Source organism: Pseudomonas sp. P8_229 (assembly GCF_034008635.1).
Taxonomy (GTDB): domain Bacteria; phylum Pseudomonadota; class Gammaproteobacteria; order Pseudomonadales; family Pseudomonadaceae; genus Aquipseudomonas.
The window spans coordinates 3,636,949-3,656,199 of record NZ_CP125378.1 but is presented as its reverse complement, the minus strand read 5'-3'; the positions used below and the strand labels follow the sequence as shown (position 1 = coordinate 3,656,199).

The 19,251-nt window shown below is 61.9% G+C and carries 20 protein-coding genes; 14 read left to right on the top strand and 6 right to left on the bottom strand.

What is annotated here, in order from left to right:
- Positions 1-178: 178 nt before the first annotated feature.
- From urtA to QMK55_RS16465, 12 genes are all read left to right on the top strand, one after another.
- The gene (urtA, locus tag QMK55_RS16520) at positions 179-1,444 is read left to right on the top strand and encodes an urea ABC transporter substrate-binding protein (RefSeq protein WP_320329573.1); all 1,266 of its coding nucleotides are present in this window, start codon (positions 179-181) and stop codon (positions 1,442-1,444) included.
- A 143-nt stretch (positions 1,445-1,587) separates the two neighbouring features.
- On the top strand, positions 1,588-3,090 hold the full coding sequence (urtB, locus tag QMK55_RS16515) for an urea ABC transporter permease subunit UrtB (RefSeq protein ID WP_320329572.1): 1,503 nt from the start codon (positions 1,588-1,590) through the stop codon (positions 3,088-3,090).
- Positions 3,090-4,169, top strand: coding sequence for an urea ABC transporter permease subunit UrtC (gene urtC, locus QMK55_RS16510; protein ID WP_320329571.1), 1,080 nt, complete (start codon positions 3,090-3,092; stop codon positions 4,167-4,169). The genes urtB and urtC overlap by 1 nt, the downstream gene beginning before the upstream one ends.
- Positions 4,166-5,038, top strand: a complete 873-nt coding sequence (gene urtD / locus QMK55_RS16505) for an urea ABC transporter ATP-binding protein UrtD (protein WP_102354360.1) — start codon at positions 4,166-4,168, stop codon at positions 5,036-5,038. The genes urtC and urtD overlap by 4 nt, the downstream gene beginning before the upstream one ends.
- Positions 5,039-5,171: 133 nt before the next feature.
- On the top strand, positions 5,172-5,870 hold the full coding sequence (gene urtE, locus QMK55_RS16500; protein WP_320329570.1) for an urea ABC transporter ATP-binding subunit UrtE: 699 nt from the start codon (positions 5,172-5,174) through the stop codon (positions 5,868-5,870).
- 30 nt (positions 5,871-5,900) lie between these two features.
- Positions 5,901-6,740, top strand: coding sequence for an urease accessory protein UreD (locus QMK55_RS16495; RefSeq protein ID WP_320329569.1), 840 nt, complete (start codon positions 5,901-5,903; stop codon positions 6,738-6,740).
- A gap of 157 nt (positions 6,741-6,897) precedes the next feature.
- Complete coding sequence (gene ureA / locus QMK55_RS16490; protein ID WP_003221215.1) at positions 6,898-7,200, top strand: urease subunit gamma; 303 nt, start codon at positions 6,898-6,900, stop codon at positions 7,198-7,200.
- A 9-nt stretch (positions 7,201-7,209) separates the two neighbouring features.
- A complete protein-coding gene (locus QMK55_RS16485) occupies positions 7,210-7,743 on the top strand; it encodes an N-acetyltransferase family protein (protein ID WP_320329568.1) in 534 nt (177 codons plus the stop codon).
- A gap of 6 nt (positions 7,744-7,749) precedes the next feature.
- Positions 7,750-8,286: a GNAT family N-acetyltransferase gene (locus tag QMK55_RS16480; protein WP_320329567.1), complete on the top strand. Its 537-nt coding sequence runs from the start codon at positions 7,750-7,752 to the stop codon at positions 8,284-8,286.
- A complete protein-coding gene (locus QMK55_RS16475) occupies positions 8,283-8,591 on the top strand; it encodes an urease subunit beta (RefSeq protein WP_102354354.1) in 309 nt (102 codons plus the stop codon). Before QMK55_RS16480 ends, QMK55_RS16475 begins: the two co-directional genes overlap by 4 nt.
- A gap of 53 nt (positions 8,592-8,644) precedes the next feature.
- The gene (ureC, locus tag QMK55_RS16470; protein WP_320329566.1) at positions 8,645-10,345 is read left to right on the top strand and encodes an urease subunit alpha; all 1,701 of its coding nucleotides are present in this window, start codon (positions 8,645-8,647) and stop codon (positions 10,343-10,345) included.
- A gap of 157 nt (positions 10,346-10,502) precedes the next feature.
- Positions 10,503-11,630, top strand: a complete 1,128-nt coding sequence (locus QMK55_RS16465; RefSeq protein ID WP_102354352.1) for a sensor histidine kinase — start codon at positions 10,503-10,505, stop codon at positions 11,628-11,630.
- A gap of 111 nt (positions 11,631-11,741) precedes the next feature.
- On the opposite strand, the gene QMK55_RS16460 is transcribed toward QMK55_RS16465, so the two are convergent.
- Positions 11,742-12,047, bottom strand: coding sequence for a chaperone modulator CbpM (locus tag QMK55_RS16460; protein ID WP_102354351.1), 306 nt, complete (start codon positions 12,045-12,047; stop codon positions 11,742-11,744).
- 23 nt (positions 12,048-12,070) lie between these two features.
- Positions 12,071-13,021 carry a DnaJ C-terminal domain-containing protein gene (locus QMK55_RS16455; protein WP_102354469.1) on the bottom strand — a complete coding sequence of 317 codons (951 nt, stop codon included), beginning with the start codon at positions 13,019-13,021 and terminating at the stop codon, positions 12,071-12,073.
- Between the two features lie 291 nt (positions 13,022-13,312).
- Here QMK55_RS16455 and QMK55_RS16450 point away from each other — a divergent pair, with 291 nt between their 5' ends.
- Entirely contained in the window at positions 13,313-14,587 is a 1,275-nt protein-coding gene (locus QMK55_RS16450; RefSeq protein ID WP_102354350.1) for an Hsp70 family protein, read from the top strand.
- 114 nt (positions 14,588-14,701) lie between these two features.
- On the opposite strand, the gene QMK55_RS16445 is transcribed toward QMK55_RS16450, so the two are convergent.
- The 3 genes from QMK55_RS16445 to QMK55_RS16435 all read right to left on the bottom strand — a co-directional run bounded on the left by QMK55_RS16445 (position 14,702) and on the right by QMK55_RS16435 (position 17,187).
- On the bottom strand, positions 14,702-15,715 hold the full coding sequence (locus tag QMK55_RS16445; RefSeq protein ID WP_102354349.1) for an AI-2E family transporter: 1,014 nt from the start codon (positions 15,713-15,715) through the stop codon (positions 14,702-14,704).
- Positions 15,716-16,023: 308 nt separating this feature from the next.
- Complete coding sequence (locus tag QMK55_RS16440; RefSeq protein WP_025111807.1) at positions 16,024-16,329, bottom strand: PsiF family protein; 306 nt, start codon at positions 16,327-16,329, stop codon at positions 16,024-16,026.
- Between the two features lie 63 nt (positions 16,330-16,392).
- A complete protein-coding gene (locus QMK55_RS16435; protein ID WP_320329565.1) occupies positions 16,393-17,187 on the bottom strand; it encodes a helix-turn-helix transcriptional regulator in 795 nt (264 codons plus the stop codon).
- Between the two features lie 96 nt (positions 17,188-17,283).
- Between QMK55_RS16435 and QMK55_RS16430 the strand changes: the two genes are divergently transcribed.
- Positions 17,284-18,171, top strand: a complete 888-nt coding sequence (locus QMK55_RS16430; RefSeq protein ID WP_102354348.1) for a DMT family transporter — start codon at positions 17,284-17,286, stop codon at positions 18,169-18,171.
- A gap of 119 nt (positions 18,172-18,290) precedes the next feature.
- Here QMK55_RS16430 and QMK55_RS16425 read toward each other — a convergent pair whose 3' ends face one another.
- Positions 18,291-19,181 carry a triacylglycerol lipase gene (locus tag QMK55_RS16425; RefSeq protein ID WP_320329564.1) on the bottom strand — a complete coding sequence of 297 codons (891 nt, stop codon included), beginning with the start codon at positions 19,179-19,181 and terminating at the stop codon, positions 18,291-18,293.
- Between the last annotated feature and the right edge of the window lie 70 nt (positions 19,182-19,251).

The following is a 19,251-nucleotide window of genomic DNA, read 5'->3' as shown; positions in this document are numbered from 1 at the left end:
GCGGCCATCTGCACCAACGCTCCGCCCGCGTTCCTTCATGGTGCGCCCTGCCAACGCGCAACCGCTCTAAACCGAGATGTCCCTGCCCGATCCCGACCGGGCACAGCCCTTGCACAACACACCTTCAGTCGTCCGTATCTGCCAACCAGAAAAATTAAATGCTCATGGAGATCGCACAATGAAGCGTCGCAGTTTGATCAAGGCTTTCACATTCACGGCATCTATTGCCGCGATGGGCATGACCTGGACTGTCCAGGCTGCCGAGACCATCAAGGTGGGGATTCTGCATTCGTTGTCCGGAACCATGGCGATCTCCGAAACGTCGCTCAAAGACATGGCGCTGATGACCATTGACGAGATCAACGCCAAGGGCGGCGTCAACGGCAAGATGCTTGAGCCGGTGGTGGTTGATCCAGCATCGAACTGGCCGCTGTTCGCCGAAAAGGGCCGGCAGTTGCTGACCCAGGACAAGGTCGCAGTGGTGTTCGGTTGCTGGACCTCGGTGTCGCGCAAATCGGTGCTGCCGGTGTTCGAAGAGCTCAACGGCCTGCTGTTCTACCCGGTGCAATATGAAGGCGAAGAGATGTCGCCGAACGTGTTCTACACCGGCGCCGCGCCGAACCAGCAAGCGATCCCGGCGGTGGAATATCTGATGAGCGAAGAAGGCGGCAGCGCCAAGCGCTTCTTCCTGCTCGGCACCGACTACGTCTACCCGCGCACCACCAACAAGATCCTGCGCTCGTTCCTGCACTCCAAAGGCGTGGCCGACAAGGACATCGAAGAGGTCTACACCCCGTTCGGTCACAGCGACTATCAAACCATCGTCGCCAACATCAAGAAATTCTCCGCTGGCGGCAAGACCGCCGTCATCTCCACGGTCAACGGCGACTCCAATGTGCCGTTCTACAAAGAGCTGGCCAACCAGGGCCTGAAAGCCACCGACGTACCGGTGGTGGCATTCTCGGTGGGCGAAGAAGAGCTGCGCGGCATCGACACCAAACCGTTGGTGGGCAACCTCGCGGCGTGGAACTACTTCGAGTCGGTCGAGAACCCGGTGAACAAGAAGTTCGTCGCTGACTGGAAGGCCTACGCGAAGAAACACAACCTGCCGGGCGCCGACAAAGCGGTGACCAACGACCCGATGGAGGCCACTTATGTCGGCATTCACATGTGGGCGCAGGCGGTCGAGAAAGCCAAGTCCACCGAGATCGACAAGGTCCGCGAAGCGCTCGCCGGCCAAACCTTCGCCGCGCCGTCGGGCTACACCCTGACCATGGACAAGAGCAACCACCACCTGCACAAGCCGGTGATGATCGGCGAAATTCAGGCTGATGGTCAGTTCAACGTCGTGTGGCAGACCGAAGGGCCGATCCGCGCGCAACCGTGGAGTCCGTTTATCGATGGCAACGACAAGAAGCCCGATTATGCGGTGAAGAGCAACTGAGTCATCCCGCTCAACCTGATCGTTCCCACGCTCTGCGTGGGAATGCCTCAACGGACGCTCTGCGTCCGCTTTGGGGACGCGGAGCGTCCCGGGCTGCCTTCCCACGCGGAGCGTGGGAACGATCACTACGCAAGGCCAAGCATATGCCCACTGCCCTTTACCGCTTGCTTCTCGCCATCACGCTGTTGCTGCCGATGCTGGCCCACGCCGGCGATGCCGAAGACTTCGTCGCCGCCAACCCGGTGCAGCAAGCCAAACTGCTGGAAGCCTGGGCCGCGCAGCCCGATCCGGCCCGTATCGAGCTGATCAACGCCCTGCAACAAGGCGAGCTGACCATCGACGGCCAAGCCAAAACCCTGCGCCTGAACAACCGCCTGCGAGGTCTGATCGACACCGCGCTGGCCAGCCACCAATTGCTCGCCGCCGACGCCAAAACCCGTCTGACTGCCGCGCAGAAATTACAGAAAAGCGCCAAACCGGCGCAGCTGAAATTCCTCGACCAGCAACTGGCTGACGAAAAAGACCCAGGCGTTCACGACGCCCTGAGCCTGGCCTTGGCCAACCTGCAACTGGTGGATGCCGAACCGGCGGTGCGTCTGGCCGCCGTGCGCCTGCTTGGTGAAACCGGCGATCCACTGGCTCGCACCCGCCTCGAAGGCTTGCTCGAGCCTGGCGTCGAAAGCGATGCCGGCGTGCGCACCGCCGCCGAAACCAGCCTCGCTCAGGTCAAGCGCAAACTGCTGATCGGCGAAGTGTTGGGTCAGGCCTTCAGCGGCATGTCCCTCGGCTCGATCCTGCTGCTCGCGGCGCTCGGTCTGGCGATCACCTTCGGCCTGCTCGGGGTGATCAACATGGCCCACGGCGAGATGCTGATGCTCGGCGCCTACTCGACCTACGTGGTGCAGTTGATGTTCCAGCGCTACGCCCCGCAAGCCATCGAGTTCTATCCGCTGATCGCGCTGCCGGTGGCGTTCCTGGTCACGGCGGCAATCGGCATGGCGCTGGAGCGCACGGTGATTCGTCACCTCTACGGCCGGCCGCTGGAAACCTTGCTCGCCACCTGGGGCATCAGCCTGATGCTGATCCAGCTGGTGCGTCTGCTGTTCGGCGCGCAGAACGTTGAAGTGGCGAATCCGGCGTGGCTGTCCGGCGGCATTCAAGTGCTGCCGAATCTGGTGCTGCCGTACAACCGCATCGTGATCATCGCCTTCGCCTTGTTCGTGGTGGCGCTGACCTGGCTGCTGCTGAACAAGACCCGTCTGGGCCTCAACGTGCGCGCAGTCACCCAGAACCGCAACATGGCCGCCTGCTGCGGCGTGCCCACCGGACGCGTCGACATGCTCGCTTTCGGCCTCGGTTCGGGTATCGCCGGCCTCGGTGGCGTGGCGCTGAGCCAGATCGGCAACGTCGGCCCGGATCTGGGCCAGAGCTACATCATCGATTCGTTCCTGGTGGTGGTGCTCGGCGGCGTCGGGCAACTGGCCGGCAGTGTGCTCGCGGCGTTCGGTCTGGGCATCGCCAACAAGATTCTTGAGCCGCAGATCGGTGCGGTGCTCGGCAAGATCCTGATCCTCGCGTTGATCATTCTGTTTATCCAGAAACGTCCGCAAGGCCTCTTCGCACTGAAAGGACGGGTGATCGACTGATGAACCAGCCTCTGTTAGTCACGGCCACGCAAAAGGCCGGGCCGAAAGTCACGATCGCGGTCGGAGCGCTGATTCTCGCGCTGCTGATTGCCCTGCCACTGCTGTCGCTGTTATCGCCAGACAATGCGCTGCACGTCTCGGCGTACACCCTCACGCTGGTCGGCAAAATCCTCTGCTATGCCATCGTCGCCCTGGCGCTGGATCTGGTCTGGGGTTATGCCGGCCTGCTGTCGCTGGGCCACGGTCTGTTCTTCGCCCTCGGCGGTTACGCGATGGGCATGTACCTGATGCGTCAGGCCGCCGGCGATGGCTTGCCGGCGTTCATGACCTTTCTGTCGTGGACGGAACTGCCGTGGTACTGGAGCGGCACCAGCAGCTTTATCTGGTCGATGTTTCTGGTGGTGTTGGCGCCGGGTCTGCTGGCGCTGGTGTTCGGCTTCTTCGCCTTCCGATCGCGGATCAAGGGCGTGTACTTCTCGATCATGACCCAGGCCCTGACTTTCGCCGGCATGCTCCTGTTTTTCCGCAACGAGACCGGTTTTGGCGGCAACAACGGCTTCACCAATTTCCGCACGATTCTGGGGTTCGGCATCACTGAGCCGGGCACCCGCGCGGTGCTGTTTCTGGCCACGGTGTTGCTGCTGGTGGCGAGCCTGTTCATCGGCTGGCGCCTGGCGCAGAGCAAGTTCGGCCGGGTGCTGACCGCGCTGCGCGATGCGGAAAACCGCCTGATGTTCTGCGGCTACGACCCGCGCGGCTTCAAGCTGTTCGTCTGGGTCCTGAGCGCGGTGTTGTGCGGCCTGGCCGGGGCGTTGTACGTGCCGCAGGTAGGGATCATCAACCCCAGCGAAATGTCGCCGACCAACTCCATCGAAGCCGCCGTGTGGGTCGCCCTCGGCGGACGCGGAACGTTGATCGGCCCGTTGCTCGGCGCCGGTGTAGTCAACGGCATGAAGAGCTGGTTCACCGTGGCCTTCCCCGAATACTGGCTGTTCTTCCTCGGCGCGCTGTTCATCGTCGTGACGTTGTACCTGCCCAAGGGTGTGATCGGTCTGCTGAAGAAACGAGGTGAGCAATGAGAGTGACAGCGAGCGCTGAATTCATGCTGGAGCCGGCGTTTTTCCCGCCACTGGAGCCGAACAAGGACGCCGGCACCAGCCGCGATTCGCTCGGTCTCGGCCAGCGCGTCGGCCCCGGGCTGAACACCCGTCACGGCACGATCCTGACCCTGGAAGACATCAGCGTCAGCTTCGACGGCTTCAAGGCGCTGAACAATCTGAACCTGTACATCGGCGTCGGCGAATTGCGCTGCATCATCGGTCCCAACGGCGCAGGTAAAACCACGCTGATGGACGTGATCACCGGCAAGACTCGCCCCAGTCATGGCAAAGCGTGGTTCGGTGAAACACTCGACCTGACGCAGATGAGCGAAGTGCAGATAGCCCAGGCCGGGATCGGCCGCAAGTTTCAGAAACCGACAGTGTTCGAAGCCCTCAGCGTGTTTGAAAACCTGGAACTGGCGCAGAAAACCGACAAGTCAGTGTGGGCCAGTTTGCGTGCACGCCTGAGCGGCGAGCAGCGCGATCGCATCAGTGAAGTGCTGGAGACCATCCGCCTCACCACGTCGGTCAATCGCCCGGCGGGTTTGTTGTCCCACGGCCAGAAGCAGTTTCTGGAGATCGGCATGTTGCTGATGCAAGACCCGCAACTGTTATTGCTCGACGAACCGGTGGCGGGCATGACCGATGCCGAAACCGAGTTCACCGCCGAGCTGTTCAAGTCGCTGGCCGGCAAGCATTCGCTGATGGTGGTGGAGCACGACATGGGCTTTGTCGGCTCGATTGCCGACCACGTGACTGTGCTGCATCAGGGCAGCGTGCTGGCCGAAGGCTCGCTGGAACAAGTGCAGGAAAACGAGCGCGTGATCGAGGTTTACCTCGGCCGCTGAAACTGCAAACACCGTTCCAATGTGGGAGCGGGCTTGCTCGCGAATGCGGTGTGTCATTCAAAGTTGATGGCGACTGATCCACCGCATTCGCGAGCAAGCCCGCTCCCACAGGTGGATTTGAGGAGATCTGGAAATGCTGCAAGTCGACAAGCTGCACCAGTACTACGGCGGAAGCCACATCCTGCGTGGCCTGAGCTTTGACGTGAAGGTCGGCGAAGTCACCTGCCTGCTCGGGCGTAACGGCGTGGGCAAGACCACCCTGCTCAAATGCCTGATGGGCCTGTTGCCGGCCAAGGAAGGTGCGGTGAATTGGGAAGGCAAAGCGATCACCACGCTCAAGCCACACCAGCGCGTACACGCCGGGATCGCCTATGTGCCCCAGGGCCGGGAAATCTTCGGCCGGCTGACGGTGGAAGAAAACCTGCTGATGGGGCTGTCACGATTTCCCGGCAGCGAAGCGAAACAAGTCCCAGGTTTCATCTACGAATTATTCCCGGTGCTGCTACAAATGAAGCAGCGTCGCGGTGGCGACCTGTCCGGCGGCCAGCAACAGCAACTGGCGATTGGTCGTGCACTGGCCAGCCGCCCGCGTTTGTTGATCCTCGACGAGCCCACCGAAGGCATCCAGCCCTCGGTGATCAAGGAGATCGGCACGGTGATCAAGACACTCGCCGCCCGTGGTGACATGGCGATTTTGCTGGTGGAACAGTTCTACGATTTCGCCGCTGAACTGGCCGACCAGTATCTGGTGATGTCCCGGGGCGAGATCGTGCAGCAGGGTCGCGGTGAAAATATGGAGGCCGAGGGTGTACGAGGTCTGGTAACGATTTAATCTGTAGCTTCCTAACGATAATTACAAACCATGAATCTAGCGCTTCCCACTGCCCTGTTTACCCCAAGCTGGCACGCCGAGCTGGAGCTGGCCTACGCCCGCTTCGGCGACTGCACGCGCCCGGTTCAACGTCGCCACCTCGGCCCGCTGCGGGTGCAAAAGCACCTGTACGCCGAAGGCCCTGAGGTCTGCCAGCACATTATCGTCCACCCACCGGGCGGGATCGCCGGCGGTGACCGGCTGAGCATCAGTGCCCGCGTCGAATCGCACGCCTGGGCACAGATCACCAGCCCTGGCGCGGCCAAGTGGTATCGCGCCAGCGGGCCGGCTTATCAAAATCTCGATTTGCAGGTGGCGGCCGGGGCGACGCTGGAATGGCTCCCCCAGGAAACCATCATCTACAGCGCGGCACAGGCTGAACTCACGACTTCAATTGATCTGCGGGGTGATGCGCGGCTGTTCTACTGGGACGTGGTGGCACTGGGTCGCCCGGCCAGTGGCGAGCGTTTCGACCTCGGACATTTTCAGGCGCGCCTGGATATTCGCCGCGACGGCCGCTTGCTCTGGCATGAGCGCCAGCGCATCAGCGGCAATGACGGGTTGCTTGATTCGCCCATCGGGCTGGATGGCAGCCCGGTGTTTGCGACGTTGCTGGTCACCGGTGAAATCGATGCCGAGATGCTGGAGCGGTGTCGTTCGCTGGGCCATGAGGTGCGAGGGGATCTGACGCAGTTGCCCGGATTGCTGGTTGCCCGCTGCCTGGCGAGCGAGGCACTGCTGGCCCGCGCCTGGCTCATTGATTTATGGCGTTTGCTCAGACCCGCCCTGCTAGGTCGCGACGCCCAGCCCCCACGAATCTGGAACACCTGAAATGCACTTTAATGTGGGAGCGAGCCTGCTCGCGAAAGCCTCCTGTCAGCCAACACATGTACTGCATGTGAGCCCGTATTCGCGAGCAGGCTCGCTCCCACAGGGATCTATGCCAACAGTCCCGACCCTTTTCAATCTGCCCTGATGGATACCCACAATGGACCTGACCCCACGCGAAAAAGACAAACTGTTGATCTTCACCGCCGGCCTCGTCGCTGAGCGTCGACTGGCGCGCGGTGTGAAGCTCAACTACCCGGAAGCCATGGCCTACATCTCCGCAGCGCTGCTTGAGGGTGCCCGGGATGGCCAGACCGTGGCCGAGCTGATGCACTACGGCACCACCCTGCTGAGCCGCGAGCAAGTGATGGAGGGGATCCCGGAAATGATCCCGGAGATCCAGGTCGAAGCGACATTCCCCGACGGCACCAAGCTGGTCACCGTCCACCAACCGATCGTCTGAGGCCGCGCCATGCCCTACACCATTCGCGATGCCCTGCACGCCGACCTGCCGGCGATCCGCGACATCTACAACGACGCGGTGCTCAACACCACGGCGATCTGGAACGAATCGGCGGTCGACCTCGGCAACCGCCAGGCCTGGTTCAGCGCCCGCCAGGCCCAGGCCTACCCGATTCTGGTGATCGTCAACGCCGACAACGGCGTGCTCGGCTACGCTTCGTTTGGTGACTGGCGGCCGTTCGACGGTTTCCGCCACACCGTCGAGCACTCGGTCTATGTGCGCAGCGACCAGCGCGGCAACGGCATTGGCCCGCAATTGATGAACGCGCTGATCGCGCGGGCAAAAGCCTGCGGCAAGCACGTGATGGTCGCCGCCATCGAAAGTGGCAACGTCGCCTCCATTCGTCTGCACGAGCGCGCCGGTTTCAGCATCACCGGGCAAATGCCGCAGGTCGGCACCAAGTTCGGCCGCTGGCTCGACCTGACGTTCATGCAACTGACCCTCAATCCTGGCGCACAGCCGCCGGTCGCCAACAAGGAGTGACACGCGATGAACCCCGCCCAACTGCGACGCGTCAATGCGGAAAGTTTTGCGCACTATCGTCAGGGCCTGATTGATCTGCTGCTCGACGCCGTGGGCTATGGCGCCAGCGTCGGTTTCATGGCCGACCTCGATGCCGCCCAGGCGCGCGCCTATTTCGATGATGTTCAGCAACAGGTGAACAAGGGCAGCGTGTTGCTCTGGGTGGTGGTCAAGGATGAAGAGGTGCAGGCCAGCGTGCAGCTGGGCTTGTGCCAGAAGGCCAACGGCCTCAATCGCGCCGAAGTGCAGAAACTGCTGGTGCGCGAACAGGCGCGCCGGCGCGGCCTCGGTCAGCAATTGATGAATGCACTGGAACTCGAAGCGGCCAAGCACAAGCGCGGCATGCTCTACCTCGACACAGAAGCTGGTTCGCCGGCTGAAGATTTCTATAAAGCCCTGGGTTACACCCGCGCCGGTGAAATACCTGATTACGCCTGCGACCCGCACGGTACGTATCGGGCCACCGCCCTCTACTACAAGATTCTGCAAGGAGCCCGGCCATGATTCCCGGCGAGTACCAGATCCAGCCCGGCGACATCGAACTGAATGTCGGCCGCCGCACCGTCAACCTGAAAGTCGCCAACAGCGGCGACCGGCCGATCCAGGTCGGTTCGCACTATCACTTCTTCGAAAGCAACGATGCGCTGATCTTTGATCGCGCCGCCAGCCGTGGCATGCGCCTGAATATTCCAGCCGGGACTGCCGTGCGCTTCGAGCCGGGGCAGAGCCGCGAAATCGAACTGGTCGAATATGCCGGGCATCGGCGGGTGTTCGGTTTTGCCGGGCGAATCATGGGCAACCTCGACTGACTGATCGTTCCCACGCTCTGCGTGGGAACGATCAATTTTTGCAAGGAATTGAAATGAAGATTTCCCGGCAAGCCTACGCCGACATGTTCGGCCCCACCGTCGGCGACAAGGTGCGCCTGGCGGACACCGAGCTGTGGATCGAAGTCGAAAAAGACTTCACCACCTACGGCGAAGAAGTTAAGTTCGGCGGCGGCAAAGTGATCCGCGACGGCCAGGGCCAGAGCCAGTTGCTGGCCGCCGAAGTGGTCGACACGCTGATTACCAACGCGCTGATCATCGACCACTGGGGCATCGTCAAGGCCGACGTCGGCCTCAAGGACGGGCGCATCGCCGCGATCGGCAAGGCCGGCAACCCGGACGTGCAGCCCAACGTGACCATCGCTATCGGCGCCAGCACCGAAGTGATCGCCGGTGAAGGCATGATCCTCACCGCCGGCGGCATCGACACGCACATCCACTTCATCTGCCCGCAGCAGATCGAGGAAGCGCTGATGAGCGGCGTCACCACCATGATCGGCGGCGGCACGGGGCCGGCGACCGGCACCAACGCCACCACCTGCACTTCCGGCCCGTGGCACCTGGCGCGCATGCTCCAGGCCGCTGATGCGTTCCCGATGAACATCGGCCTCACCGGCAAGGGCAACGCCAGCCTGCCGGAGCCGTTGATCGAGCAGGTCAAGGCCGGCGCCATCGGCCTCAAGCTGCACGAAGACTGGGGCACCACCCCGGCGAGCATCGACAACTGCCTGAGTGTCGCCGACCAGTACGACGTGCAGGTGGCGATCCACACCGACACCCTCAACGAATCGGGCTTCGTCGAAACCACTCTCGGCGCGTTCAAGGGCCGCACCATCCATACCTACCACACCGAAGGTGCCGGTGGCGGCCACGCGCCGGACATCATCAAGGCCTGCGGTTTCCCTAACGTATTGCCGAGTTCGACCAACCCGACCCGGCCGTTCACCCGCAACACCATCGACGAACACCTCGACATGTTGATGGTCTGCCACCACCTCGACCCGAGCATCGCCGAAGACGTGGCGTTCGCCGAAAGCCGCATCCGCCGCGAAACGATTGCCGCCGAAGACATCCTCCACGACCTCGGCGCGTTCTCGATGATCAGCTCCGACAGCCAGGCCATGGGCCGCGTCGGCGAAGTCATCACGCGCACCTGGCAGACCGCCGACAAGATGAAAAAGCAGCGCGGCCCGCTGCCTCAGGACGGCGAAGGCAACGACAACTTCCGCGCCAAACGCTACATCGCCAAGTACACGATCAACCCGGCGATCACCCACGGCATCAGCCATGAAGTCGGTTCGATCGAAGTTGGCAAATGGGCCGATCTGGTGCTCTGGCGTCCAGCGTTTTTTGGCGTGAAGCCGACGTTGATTCTCAAGGGCGGCGCGATTGCCGCCAGCCTCATGGGTGATGCCAACGCGTCGATCCCGACGCCGCAACCGGTGCACTACCGTCCGATGTTCGCCAGCTACGGTGGCTCGCTGCACGCCACCAGCCTGACCTTCATCAGCCAGGCGGCCCAAGAGGCCGGGTTGCCCGCAGTCCTGGGCCTGAAAAAGAAAATCGGCGTGGTCAAAGGTTGCCGCGAGGTGCAGAAAACCGATCTGATCCACAACGATTACCTGCCGAACATCGACGTCGACCCGCAGACTTATCAGGTCAAGGCCGACGGTGTATTGCTCTGGTGTGAACCGGCTGAAACCCTGCCGATGGCCCAGCGCTACTTCCTGTTCTGAGGCCGCCGACACATGGTAAAAGGCCCCGGGCCGGTGCCTTGCGCACAGACCCGGGGCCTTTTTCATGGGCGCGTAGAACCACCGCTGCAACTGATCGTGTATTTCCCGCCAAAGGGACTACTATTCGATTCGCGCCACCTATTTTCAGGTACTGCCCATGCGTCTTTCCGAGTTCATCGTGGCCAACATCGACCCTATCGTCGATGAATGGGAACAGTTTGCCGCGACCATCACGCCGGCCGCCGACTATCTGGATTCCGCCGCGCTGCGCGATCACGCCAGTGCCATTCTGCGGGCCGCCGCCCGCGACATGAACAAACCGCAGAGCCCTGACGAACAGGCTGCCAAAGCCAAGGGCGAAGGCCCGGAAAAGACCCCAAGCCTGGACGAGGCCGGCGCCAGCCATGGCGAGCTGCGCCACACCGTGGGTTTCGATCTGGTGCAGATGACCTCCGAGTTCCGCCATCTGCGTGCCTGCGTGATCCGCCTGTGGGTCAACAGCCTCGACTCGCCGGACATGACCTATTTCCAGGACATGATCCGCTTCAACGAAGCCATTGATGAAGCGCTGGCCGAATCGACTGCGGCCTACGCCGAACAGGTCAATCGCTCGCGGGACATCTTCCTCGCCATCCTCGGCCACGACCTGCGTGCGCCGCTGCAAGCGGTGAGCATGTCCACCGAGTTGCTGCTGCGCAAAGCCAGCCTTGAAGGCGATGCCCTGACCTGCGCCCTGCACATCAAGCGCGGCGCGCGGCACATGGCAGTGATGGTCAGCGACCTGCTGGAACTGGTGCGCAGTCGACTGGGCAGAAGCCTGCCGATCGAACCGGCGCCGATGGACCTGGCCAATGCCGCACGGGCGGCGATTGCCGAGGCGTGCGCCGGCAATCCGGAGTGCGATCCGAAGCTCAAGGTGAACGGCGACACGCGCGGTACCTGGGATGCCGGACGGCTCGATCAGCTCCTGCAAAACCTGATCGGCAATGCGCTGCAGCACGGTGCGAACAATCGCGACGTAACCCTCACACTCAGCGGCGAGGGCGACAGTGTGTGTTTGTCGGTGCATAACTATGGCCCGCCGATTTCCGAAGAAGCCATTGGCACGATTTTCGACCCGTTGGTGCGCAGCGCCGACGAAGAACTCGGGCAGCCGTCGACCAGCCTCGGGTTGGGCCTGTTTATCGTCAAGGAAGTGGTCACCGCGCATGGCGGGACGATCGAAGTCAGCTCGAGCGCGGCTGACGGGACGTTGTTCAGTGTGGTGTTGCCCAGAACGGTTTAAGCAGGCTGACCGCGTTATCGTTCTTCGCGAGCAAGCCCGCTCCCACAGGAGACCGCGATCACATGTGGGAGCGGGCTTGCTCGCGAAGGGGCCCGCATGTACAACCTGAACCTATTCGACCACCAAGCGCCCCAAGCGCTGCCTGAGCATGCGGTTTTCCGCGCGCAACTCCTGCACTTCTTCAAGCAGATCGAGTGCCAGCGCGACGCCCTCCCACTCAAGCTCAAGATCGCGCCGCAACTTGGCGGCACGCTTGGCCAGACTCAGCTCGTAATCGGTGAAGCGCCATTCCCGGGGCTGCGCGCCCTGAGGTTCGAGGATGCCGTGTTCGACGATTTCGATCACGTAGACGTCCGACAAGTCGGCCGCCTCACAGAATTCTGCCAGGTCCAGTTGAACGATCAGGGGGCTGCTCATGATGGGCTACTCCGTCGTCGGGTTCAGAAGTTCTCTCGCGGATTGAAGGCGGCTTTCTTCGCCAGTTCCTGCCACAGCGCCTTGACCTCATCGTCCGAGGTTTTCGGCATCACGGCTTTGAGCTGCACGAACAGATAACCGCGCTCACCGGCCTTGTTTTTCAAGCCATGCCCCTTGGCGCGCATGCGCTGGCCGTTCTGGCTGCCGGCCGGGACCTTGAGGTTGATCTTGCCGGTCAGGGTCGGCACGGCCACCTCGGCACCCAGCGCCAGTTCCCACGGCGCCAGCGGCAGGGTGATGATCAGGTTTTCGCCTTCGACATCGAATTTCGGATGCGGCGCAAAGCGAATGGTCAGGTACAGGTCGCCATTGGCCCCGCCTCCAATGCCAGGCGCGCCCTGCCCCTTGAGGCGGATGCGCTCGCCGTCGGTCACGCCCGCCGGGATCTTCACGTTCAGGCTCTTGCTGGTGTTGCTGACGTGCTGACCATTGGCGTTGTATTGCGGGATCTGGAAGCTGACTTTCTTCGACTCGTCCGACAGCGTCTCCTCAAGGAAGATCGGCAGTTCCATTTCCACGTCTTGCCCTCGGCGCCCTGCACTGCGTTGTTGCCGACCTTCGCCGCCACCGAAACCGGGGCCACGATTGCCGAAGATCGAACTGAAGAAGTCCGAGAAGTCGCCGGTGTCGCCACCGCCGCCGCCAAAGCCGCCACGGCTCTGCCAGCCCGGTGGCCCCTGGAACGGCTGACCGTGCTGGCCGTAGCGGCGCAGTTCGTCGTACTCGGCGCGTTTGTCGGCGCTTTTCAGCGCTTCATAAGCTTCCGAGGCGTCCTTGAACTTGGCCTCGGCGTCTTTTTCCTTGCTGACATCGGGGTGGTATTTGCGCGCCAGCTTGCGATAGGCCGCCTTGATCGCCTTGTCGTCCGCTGTCGGCTCCACGCCGAGTATCTTGTAATAGTCTTTGAAGTCCATCGAAGGAATCACCATCCGTTATCGATTTCGCGCCGAGGCCAGCATGCGCTCATTCGCGCGTGCCGGGTTGACCGATCTCAAACTTGTGACCGGGTGGCGCAGCAGAAGTTTATCGGCAGTGGACGACGGTTCTTGCGACCGCCGGTATGTCTGCCGGCCCATGCCAGCAAGTTTGGGGCGAAGCTGCGACTTTCAAGAAGCTTAGTCGTGAAATAGCAGATGACCGGCCTTCGAATCTGTCGCGCACTGACATACACTGCGCGGCCGTTTTTTGACCGGAACCCGAAAGACATGAACAACGCCTCTCCAGCCCGTGCCTGCGGCATCGACTTCGGCACCTCCAACTCCACCGTCGGCTGGCTGCGCCCCGGCATGGAAACGATGATCGCGCTGGAAGACGACAAAATCACCCTGCCGTCGGTGGTCTTCTTCAACATCGAGGAGCGCCGCCCGGTTTACGGTCGCCTGGCGCTGCACGAGTACCTGGAAGGCTACGAAGGCCGGCTGATGCGCTCGCTCAAGAGCCTGCTGGGTTCCAAGCTGATCAAGCACGACACCAGCGTCCTCGGCACCGCGATGCCGTTCAAGGACTTGCTGGGGCTGTTCATCGGCCAATTGAAGAGCCGCGCCGAAACGGCTGCCGGTCGAGAGTTCGAACACGTGGTTCTGGGCCGCCCGGTGTTCTTCGTCGATGACGATCCGCTGGCCGACCAGGAAGCCGAAGACACCCTGGTGGAAGTCGCGCGCAAACTCGGCTTCAAGGATGTGTCGTTCCAGTACGAACCGATTGCTGCAGCGTTCGACTATGAGTCGACCATCGAAAAAGAAGAGCTGGTACTAATCGTCGACATCGGCGGTGGTACGTCCGACTTTTCCTTGGTGCGTCTGTCGCCCGAGCGTCGCAGCATGGACAACCGCCACGACGACATCCTCGCCACCGGCGGCGTGCATATCGGCGGTACCGACTTCGATAAACAGCTGAGCCTGCAAGGCCTGATGCCGCTCTTCGGCTACGGCAGCCGGATGAAGAGCGGCGCCTACATGCCGACCAGCCACCACATGAACCTGGCGACCTGGCACACCATCAACTCGGTGTACTCGCAAAAATCCAGCCTGGCGCTGGGCAGCATGCGCTACGACATCGAGGACACCGGCGGCATCGACCGACTGTTCAAGCTGATCGAACAGCGCGCCGGGCACTGGCTGGCGATGGAGGTCGAAGAAACCAAGATCCAGCTGACCCACACCGACAGCCGCCATGTACCGCTGGACCGGATCGAGCCAGGCCTGAGCGTGGAACTGAGCCGCGCCTTGTTCGAATCGTCGATCGACGCCTTGCTGGAACGCGTGCGCGGCAGCGTCACGCAGTTGTTGAACGACGCCAACGTGGCGGTGGGTCAGATCGATACGGTGTTCTTCACCGGTGGTTCCAGCGGCATCCCGGCACTGCGCAACAGCGTCTCGGCGATGCTGCCGAATGCGCGTCATGTTGAAGGCAATATCTTTGGCAGCATTGGCAGCGGGTTGGCGATTGAGGCGATGAAGCGTTACGGCTCGGTGAACTGATCCAAAATGGGCGGTGCACCCTTCGCGAGCAAGCCCGCTCCCACAGGTTCGGTGTGATCCTGTGGGAGCGGGCTTGCTCGCGAAAGGGGCGGCTCAGACGCTACAAAGCCTGGATCAGACCATCCCGCCCAGCTTCAACTCACTCTTCAGATACGCGTAATAAATCGGCCCCGCCACCACTCCCGGCAGGCCGAATGCGGCTTCGAACACCAGCATCGCCAGCAGCAACTCCCACGACTTGGCACTGATCTGCCCGCCGACAATGCGCGCGTTGAGGAAGTACTCGAGCTTGTGGATAAAGATCAGATAGCCCAGCGCCGCCACCGCCACCCAGATCGACAGCGACAGGCCGACGATGGTAATCAGCGTGTTCGACATCAGGTTACCGATCACCGGCAGCAGGCCGAGCAGGAAGGTCAGGACGATCAGGGTCTTGGTCAACGGCAGCTTGATGCCGAACAGAGGCAAGATCACCGCAAGGAAGATCGCGGTGAAGAAGGTGTTCAGCAGGGAAATCTTGATCTGCGCGAAGACGATATTGCGGAACGCCTGCACCAGCAGGTGCAAACGGTCGAACAGCGCGGCGGCCAGCGGTTTGCGTTTGGTCACGTCGGGAATGCGCTGCAAGGCGATGATCGCGCCGAGCACCATGCCGATCAGCAAAGTGACGAACATGTGTGCCGCGTCTTTGCCGACCAGTTGCAGGTCGGCCAGGTGCTTGCTTGCCCAATCGCCGATGGCCACGCGGAACTCGGCGGCGCTGGCGGGCAGATAGCTGTCGAGAAATGGCGGCAGTTGACCGCGAGCGCGATCGACCACGCCCATGAATTTGTCGAGAGAGGCACCGGGATTTTCCGCTTCATGCAGGAGAAAACTGATAGCGCCGGCGAAGATCAACGCCAGTACGCTGACCACCAACGTGCCCAGCAGCGCCACCGCCAGCCAGCGCGCGCGCCGGCCTTCGATCAGCCGTTGCAGTTGCGGGGTGAGCATGTTGACCAGCTCGAACACCAGCAAACCGGCCAGCAGACTGGGCAACAAGCGCAACGGCAATGCCAGCAGCAACCCGCCGCAAATGATGATGCAACTGACCCAGAACACAACATGACGCTCAGAAAACGTTGGCATACAGCCTCAAAACGAACGGCGTAAAAGGATTGGCAGTCTGCCAGCGTTCCCGAGAGAGCACTAGGAATATGCAGGTTTTGAGATTGTCGCTGACATTAGCGCCCTCTTCGCGAGCAAGCTCGCTCCCACATTGGAACTGCAGCATTCACCACCAATGTGGCAACACCCGGGTTATGCAGGGTTTGAGATTGGCGGTGCTGCAGCAGACGCCATCGCGAGCAGGCTCACTCCTACACTTGAAATACGTTCCCCTGTAGGAGTGAGCCTGCTCGCGATGAGGCCGGCACGCTCACCACCAGATCAGGGAGTTATTTTTTCTTCAGGCAATCACTCATGAATGTCTTGCGCGCATCGCCGGTCAGGGCTTTGGTTTTCGCGTCGGCGTTGCAGGTTTTCATTTTTTCCTGCTGCGGGGTCAGGGTCTTGGCGTCGTTGGCCGCCGGTGCTGCCTTGAGGCAGGTGCTCATGAAAGTCTTGCGCTCATCGCCTTTGAGGCTCTTGGCGGTAGCGTCGGCATTGCAGGTGGTCATTTTGTTCTGTTGCGCCGTGGCGGCGAAACCCTGGGAACACAGGAGCAGACCGATCATCAACAAAGGGACACGCAACATCTTCATGGAGTTTTCTCCTTGTCGCCGCACCGATGGGTGCGACCTCTGCTGAAGTGTAGCCAAATCTTGTTACACCTTCCTGCCTTCCTGATGACTGCGACGATACTGCTCCGGCGTACATCCGGCCTGCCGGGCGAACATGGCGATGAACGCCGAGCCGCTGCTGTAACCCAGATCGAAGGCGATTTCCTGCACGCTCCTTGTGCTTTCCAGTGCCTCGATCGCTGCCAGGTAGCGCAGGCGCTGGCGCCATTCGCCGAAACTCATCCCCAGTTCGCGCACGAACTGTCGGGCCAGCGTGCGCTCACTGACGTGCACCTGCGCCGCCCAGTGCGCCAGCGGCTGATTGTTCCCCGGATCGGCCTGCAATGCGTCGAGAATCGCCAGCAACCCGGGATGGCTCGCGTACGGCAGATAGCATTCATGCACCGGCGCCTGCTGCAGTTGATCAACCAGCACCTGGGCCAGACGCTGATCGGCATCGAGTTCGGGGATTTGCACATCGCGGGCGGCGAAGTCCTTGAGGATCGCCTTGAGGATGTCGCTGATCGCCAGCGTGCAGGCGCGTGCCGGCAGATCGGCGCAGACCTTGGCATCGAGGCACACCGCGCGATAATTGACCGGCTGGTGGCTGTAGAAACTGTGCTCGACCTGCGGCGGCACCCACACCGCGTAGTGCGGCGGCGACATGAAGCGGCTGCCGTCGACGTCCATGTGCAACACGCCGTGGGCCGCATACTCCAGCGTGCCCCACGGATGGCGGTGCGGAGCGGCGTATTCATGGGTGTTGAAGTCGGCGTAGCGAAAGTACACCGCTGACGGCAGTTCGCTGAAATCCAGCAGATCGATGTGTTTGCTGTTCATGCTGTCCGGTTTCAGAGGCAGGTTGTCCGGTTCGCAGTATAGGGCTGCATCCAGACAGGAGATAATCACCGTTCATCAACGTTATGGTTTTAACCCATGCAATACGCGTTTCCCTTGCTGGCGATTTTCATCTGGGCCGGCAACACCGTGATCAACAAACTGGCCGTCGGGGCGATCTTCCCCGCCGAGATCGGTTTTTACCGCTGGCTGCTCGCCGGCCTGCTGTTCACGCCTTTCATGCTCAAAGCGGTAGTCACCCACTGGCCGCAGATCCGCCCGAACCTGGGCAAGATCTTCGTCCTCGGCGTGCTCGGCATGGCGATCTATCAGAGCCTGGCCTACTTCGCCGCCACCCTGACCACCGCGACCAACATGGGCATCATTCTGTCGTTGATGCCGCTGATGTCGCTGGCCATGGCGATCATCAGCCTCGGCCAGCGCCTGACCGCCGGTGCATTGTTCGGCGCGGTGCTGTCGTTCGCCGGCGTGCTGGTGGTGGTGTCATCCGGCAGCCTCGGCGCGCTGCTGCAACACGGGGTGAACCTGGGTGACGCGATGATGCTGATCGCCACCCTCGCCTACGCGATCTACAGCACCTTGCTGAAAAAATGGCAGCTGCGCCTGCCGCCGCTGGTGTTGCTGTACCTGCAGGTGCTGGTGGCGATTGTGGTGCTGTTTCCGCTGTATGCCGCCTCGCCGAAAACCGGCCTGACCGTGCAGAACATTCCGCTGGTGCTGTACGCGTGCCTGCTGGCGTCGATGCTCGCGCCGCTGGCGTGGATGCAGGCGGTGCAGCGTCTGGGACCGAGCCGCACGACACTGTTCTTCAACTTGCTGCCGCTGATCACCGCGCTGATTGCCGCGGTGGTGTTGAAGGAAGAGTTGGCGATGTACCACTTGGTCGGAGGTTTGCTGACCTTGGGCGGGGTGATTCTTTCCGAGCGTTGGACCACCGTTCTAGGCCGCAAACTCAGCGTCGCCTGATCAGGCCTCTTCGCGAGCAAGCCCGCTCCCACATTCGACCGAGTTCCATCAGGTGGAATGCATTCCAAATATGGGAGCGGGCTTGCTCGCGAAGAACGATAACGCGGTGTAACTGACCTTCACACGCCGGCAGCCTTGAGCCGCGCCGCATGCTCGACAAACAGCCGCACCGGATCCGCGCCCTTGCCCACCAGCCCCAGCGACTGGTTGACGATGTCGAAGTGATCCAACGGGTAATCGTCGCCAATCACCGTGCCCAGGTGCGAGCTATACCGCCCGACCATCCCGTCACACTGCCCTGGCTCACGCACAAAGGTTGTCGCGAACAACCGACAACTGCGATTGGTGCCGTCAAACAGGTTGCCGCCGCGATCGGTCTTGCCCGGTTGCAGCGTCCCTGACCACGAGTAATACCGCACGCCGTTGACCTCTTCCGGTCCGTGCCCGCCCCAGGTCTCGGGCAGGCCCTGTGGATAACGCCGATTGAACAGCGCCACCCCTTCGCTGGTCAGCGATTGATGCGAGGCGTGGATGTCCACCGGCAGCTTCGGCCCGTGGTAACCGGTTTCCAGCAACGCCATCAGCCAGCCGACAAAACGCAGCAGCGCCTCAAGCAGGCGGCCCTTGGCGCTGTCCGCCGGGTAATGTTTTTGCAGGTAGTCGGCCAGTTCCGAACCGTGATTGGGCCCGGCCACCGAGGTCACCGACGCAACCAGATCCGGTCGCTTGGCCGCAGCGTAACGGGCGGTCAGCGAACCCTGACTGTGGCCGAACAGATTGACTCTGGCGGCGCCGGTCTCGCGCAGAATCTCGTCGATCCGCGCCAGCAACTGCTCGCCGCGCACCTCGGTGCAATTGAGCGGCGACACCTGCACCGCGATCACCGTTGCACCACCGCGGCGCAACGCCTTGATAATCCCGTACCAGTACGGGTACAGCAGCAGCCGGATAAACCCGAGCATGCCCGGCACCAGCACCAGTGGATAACGTGTCGCCGTACCTTGTGACATGGGCAAACATCCTTGTGGTCGCTGAGTGGATGCCAGACGTGCAAAACGCCCGCCAAGCATCCCCCACGAT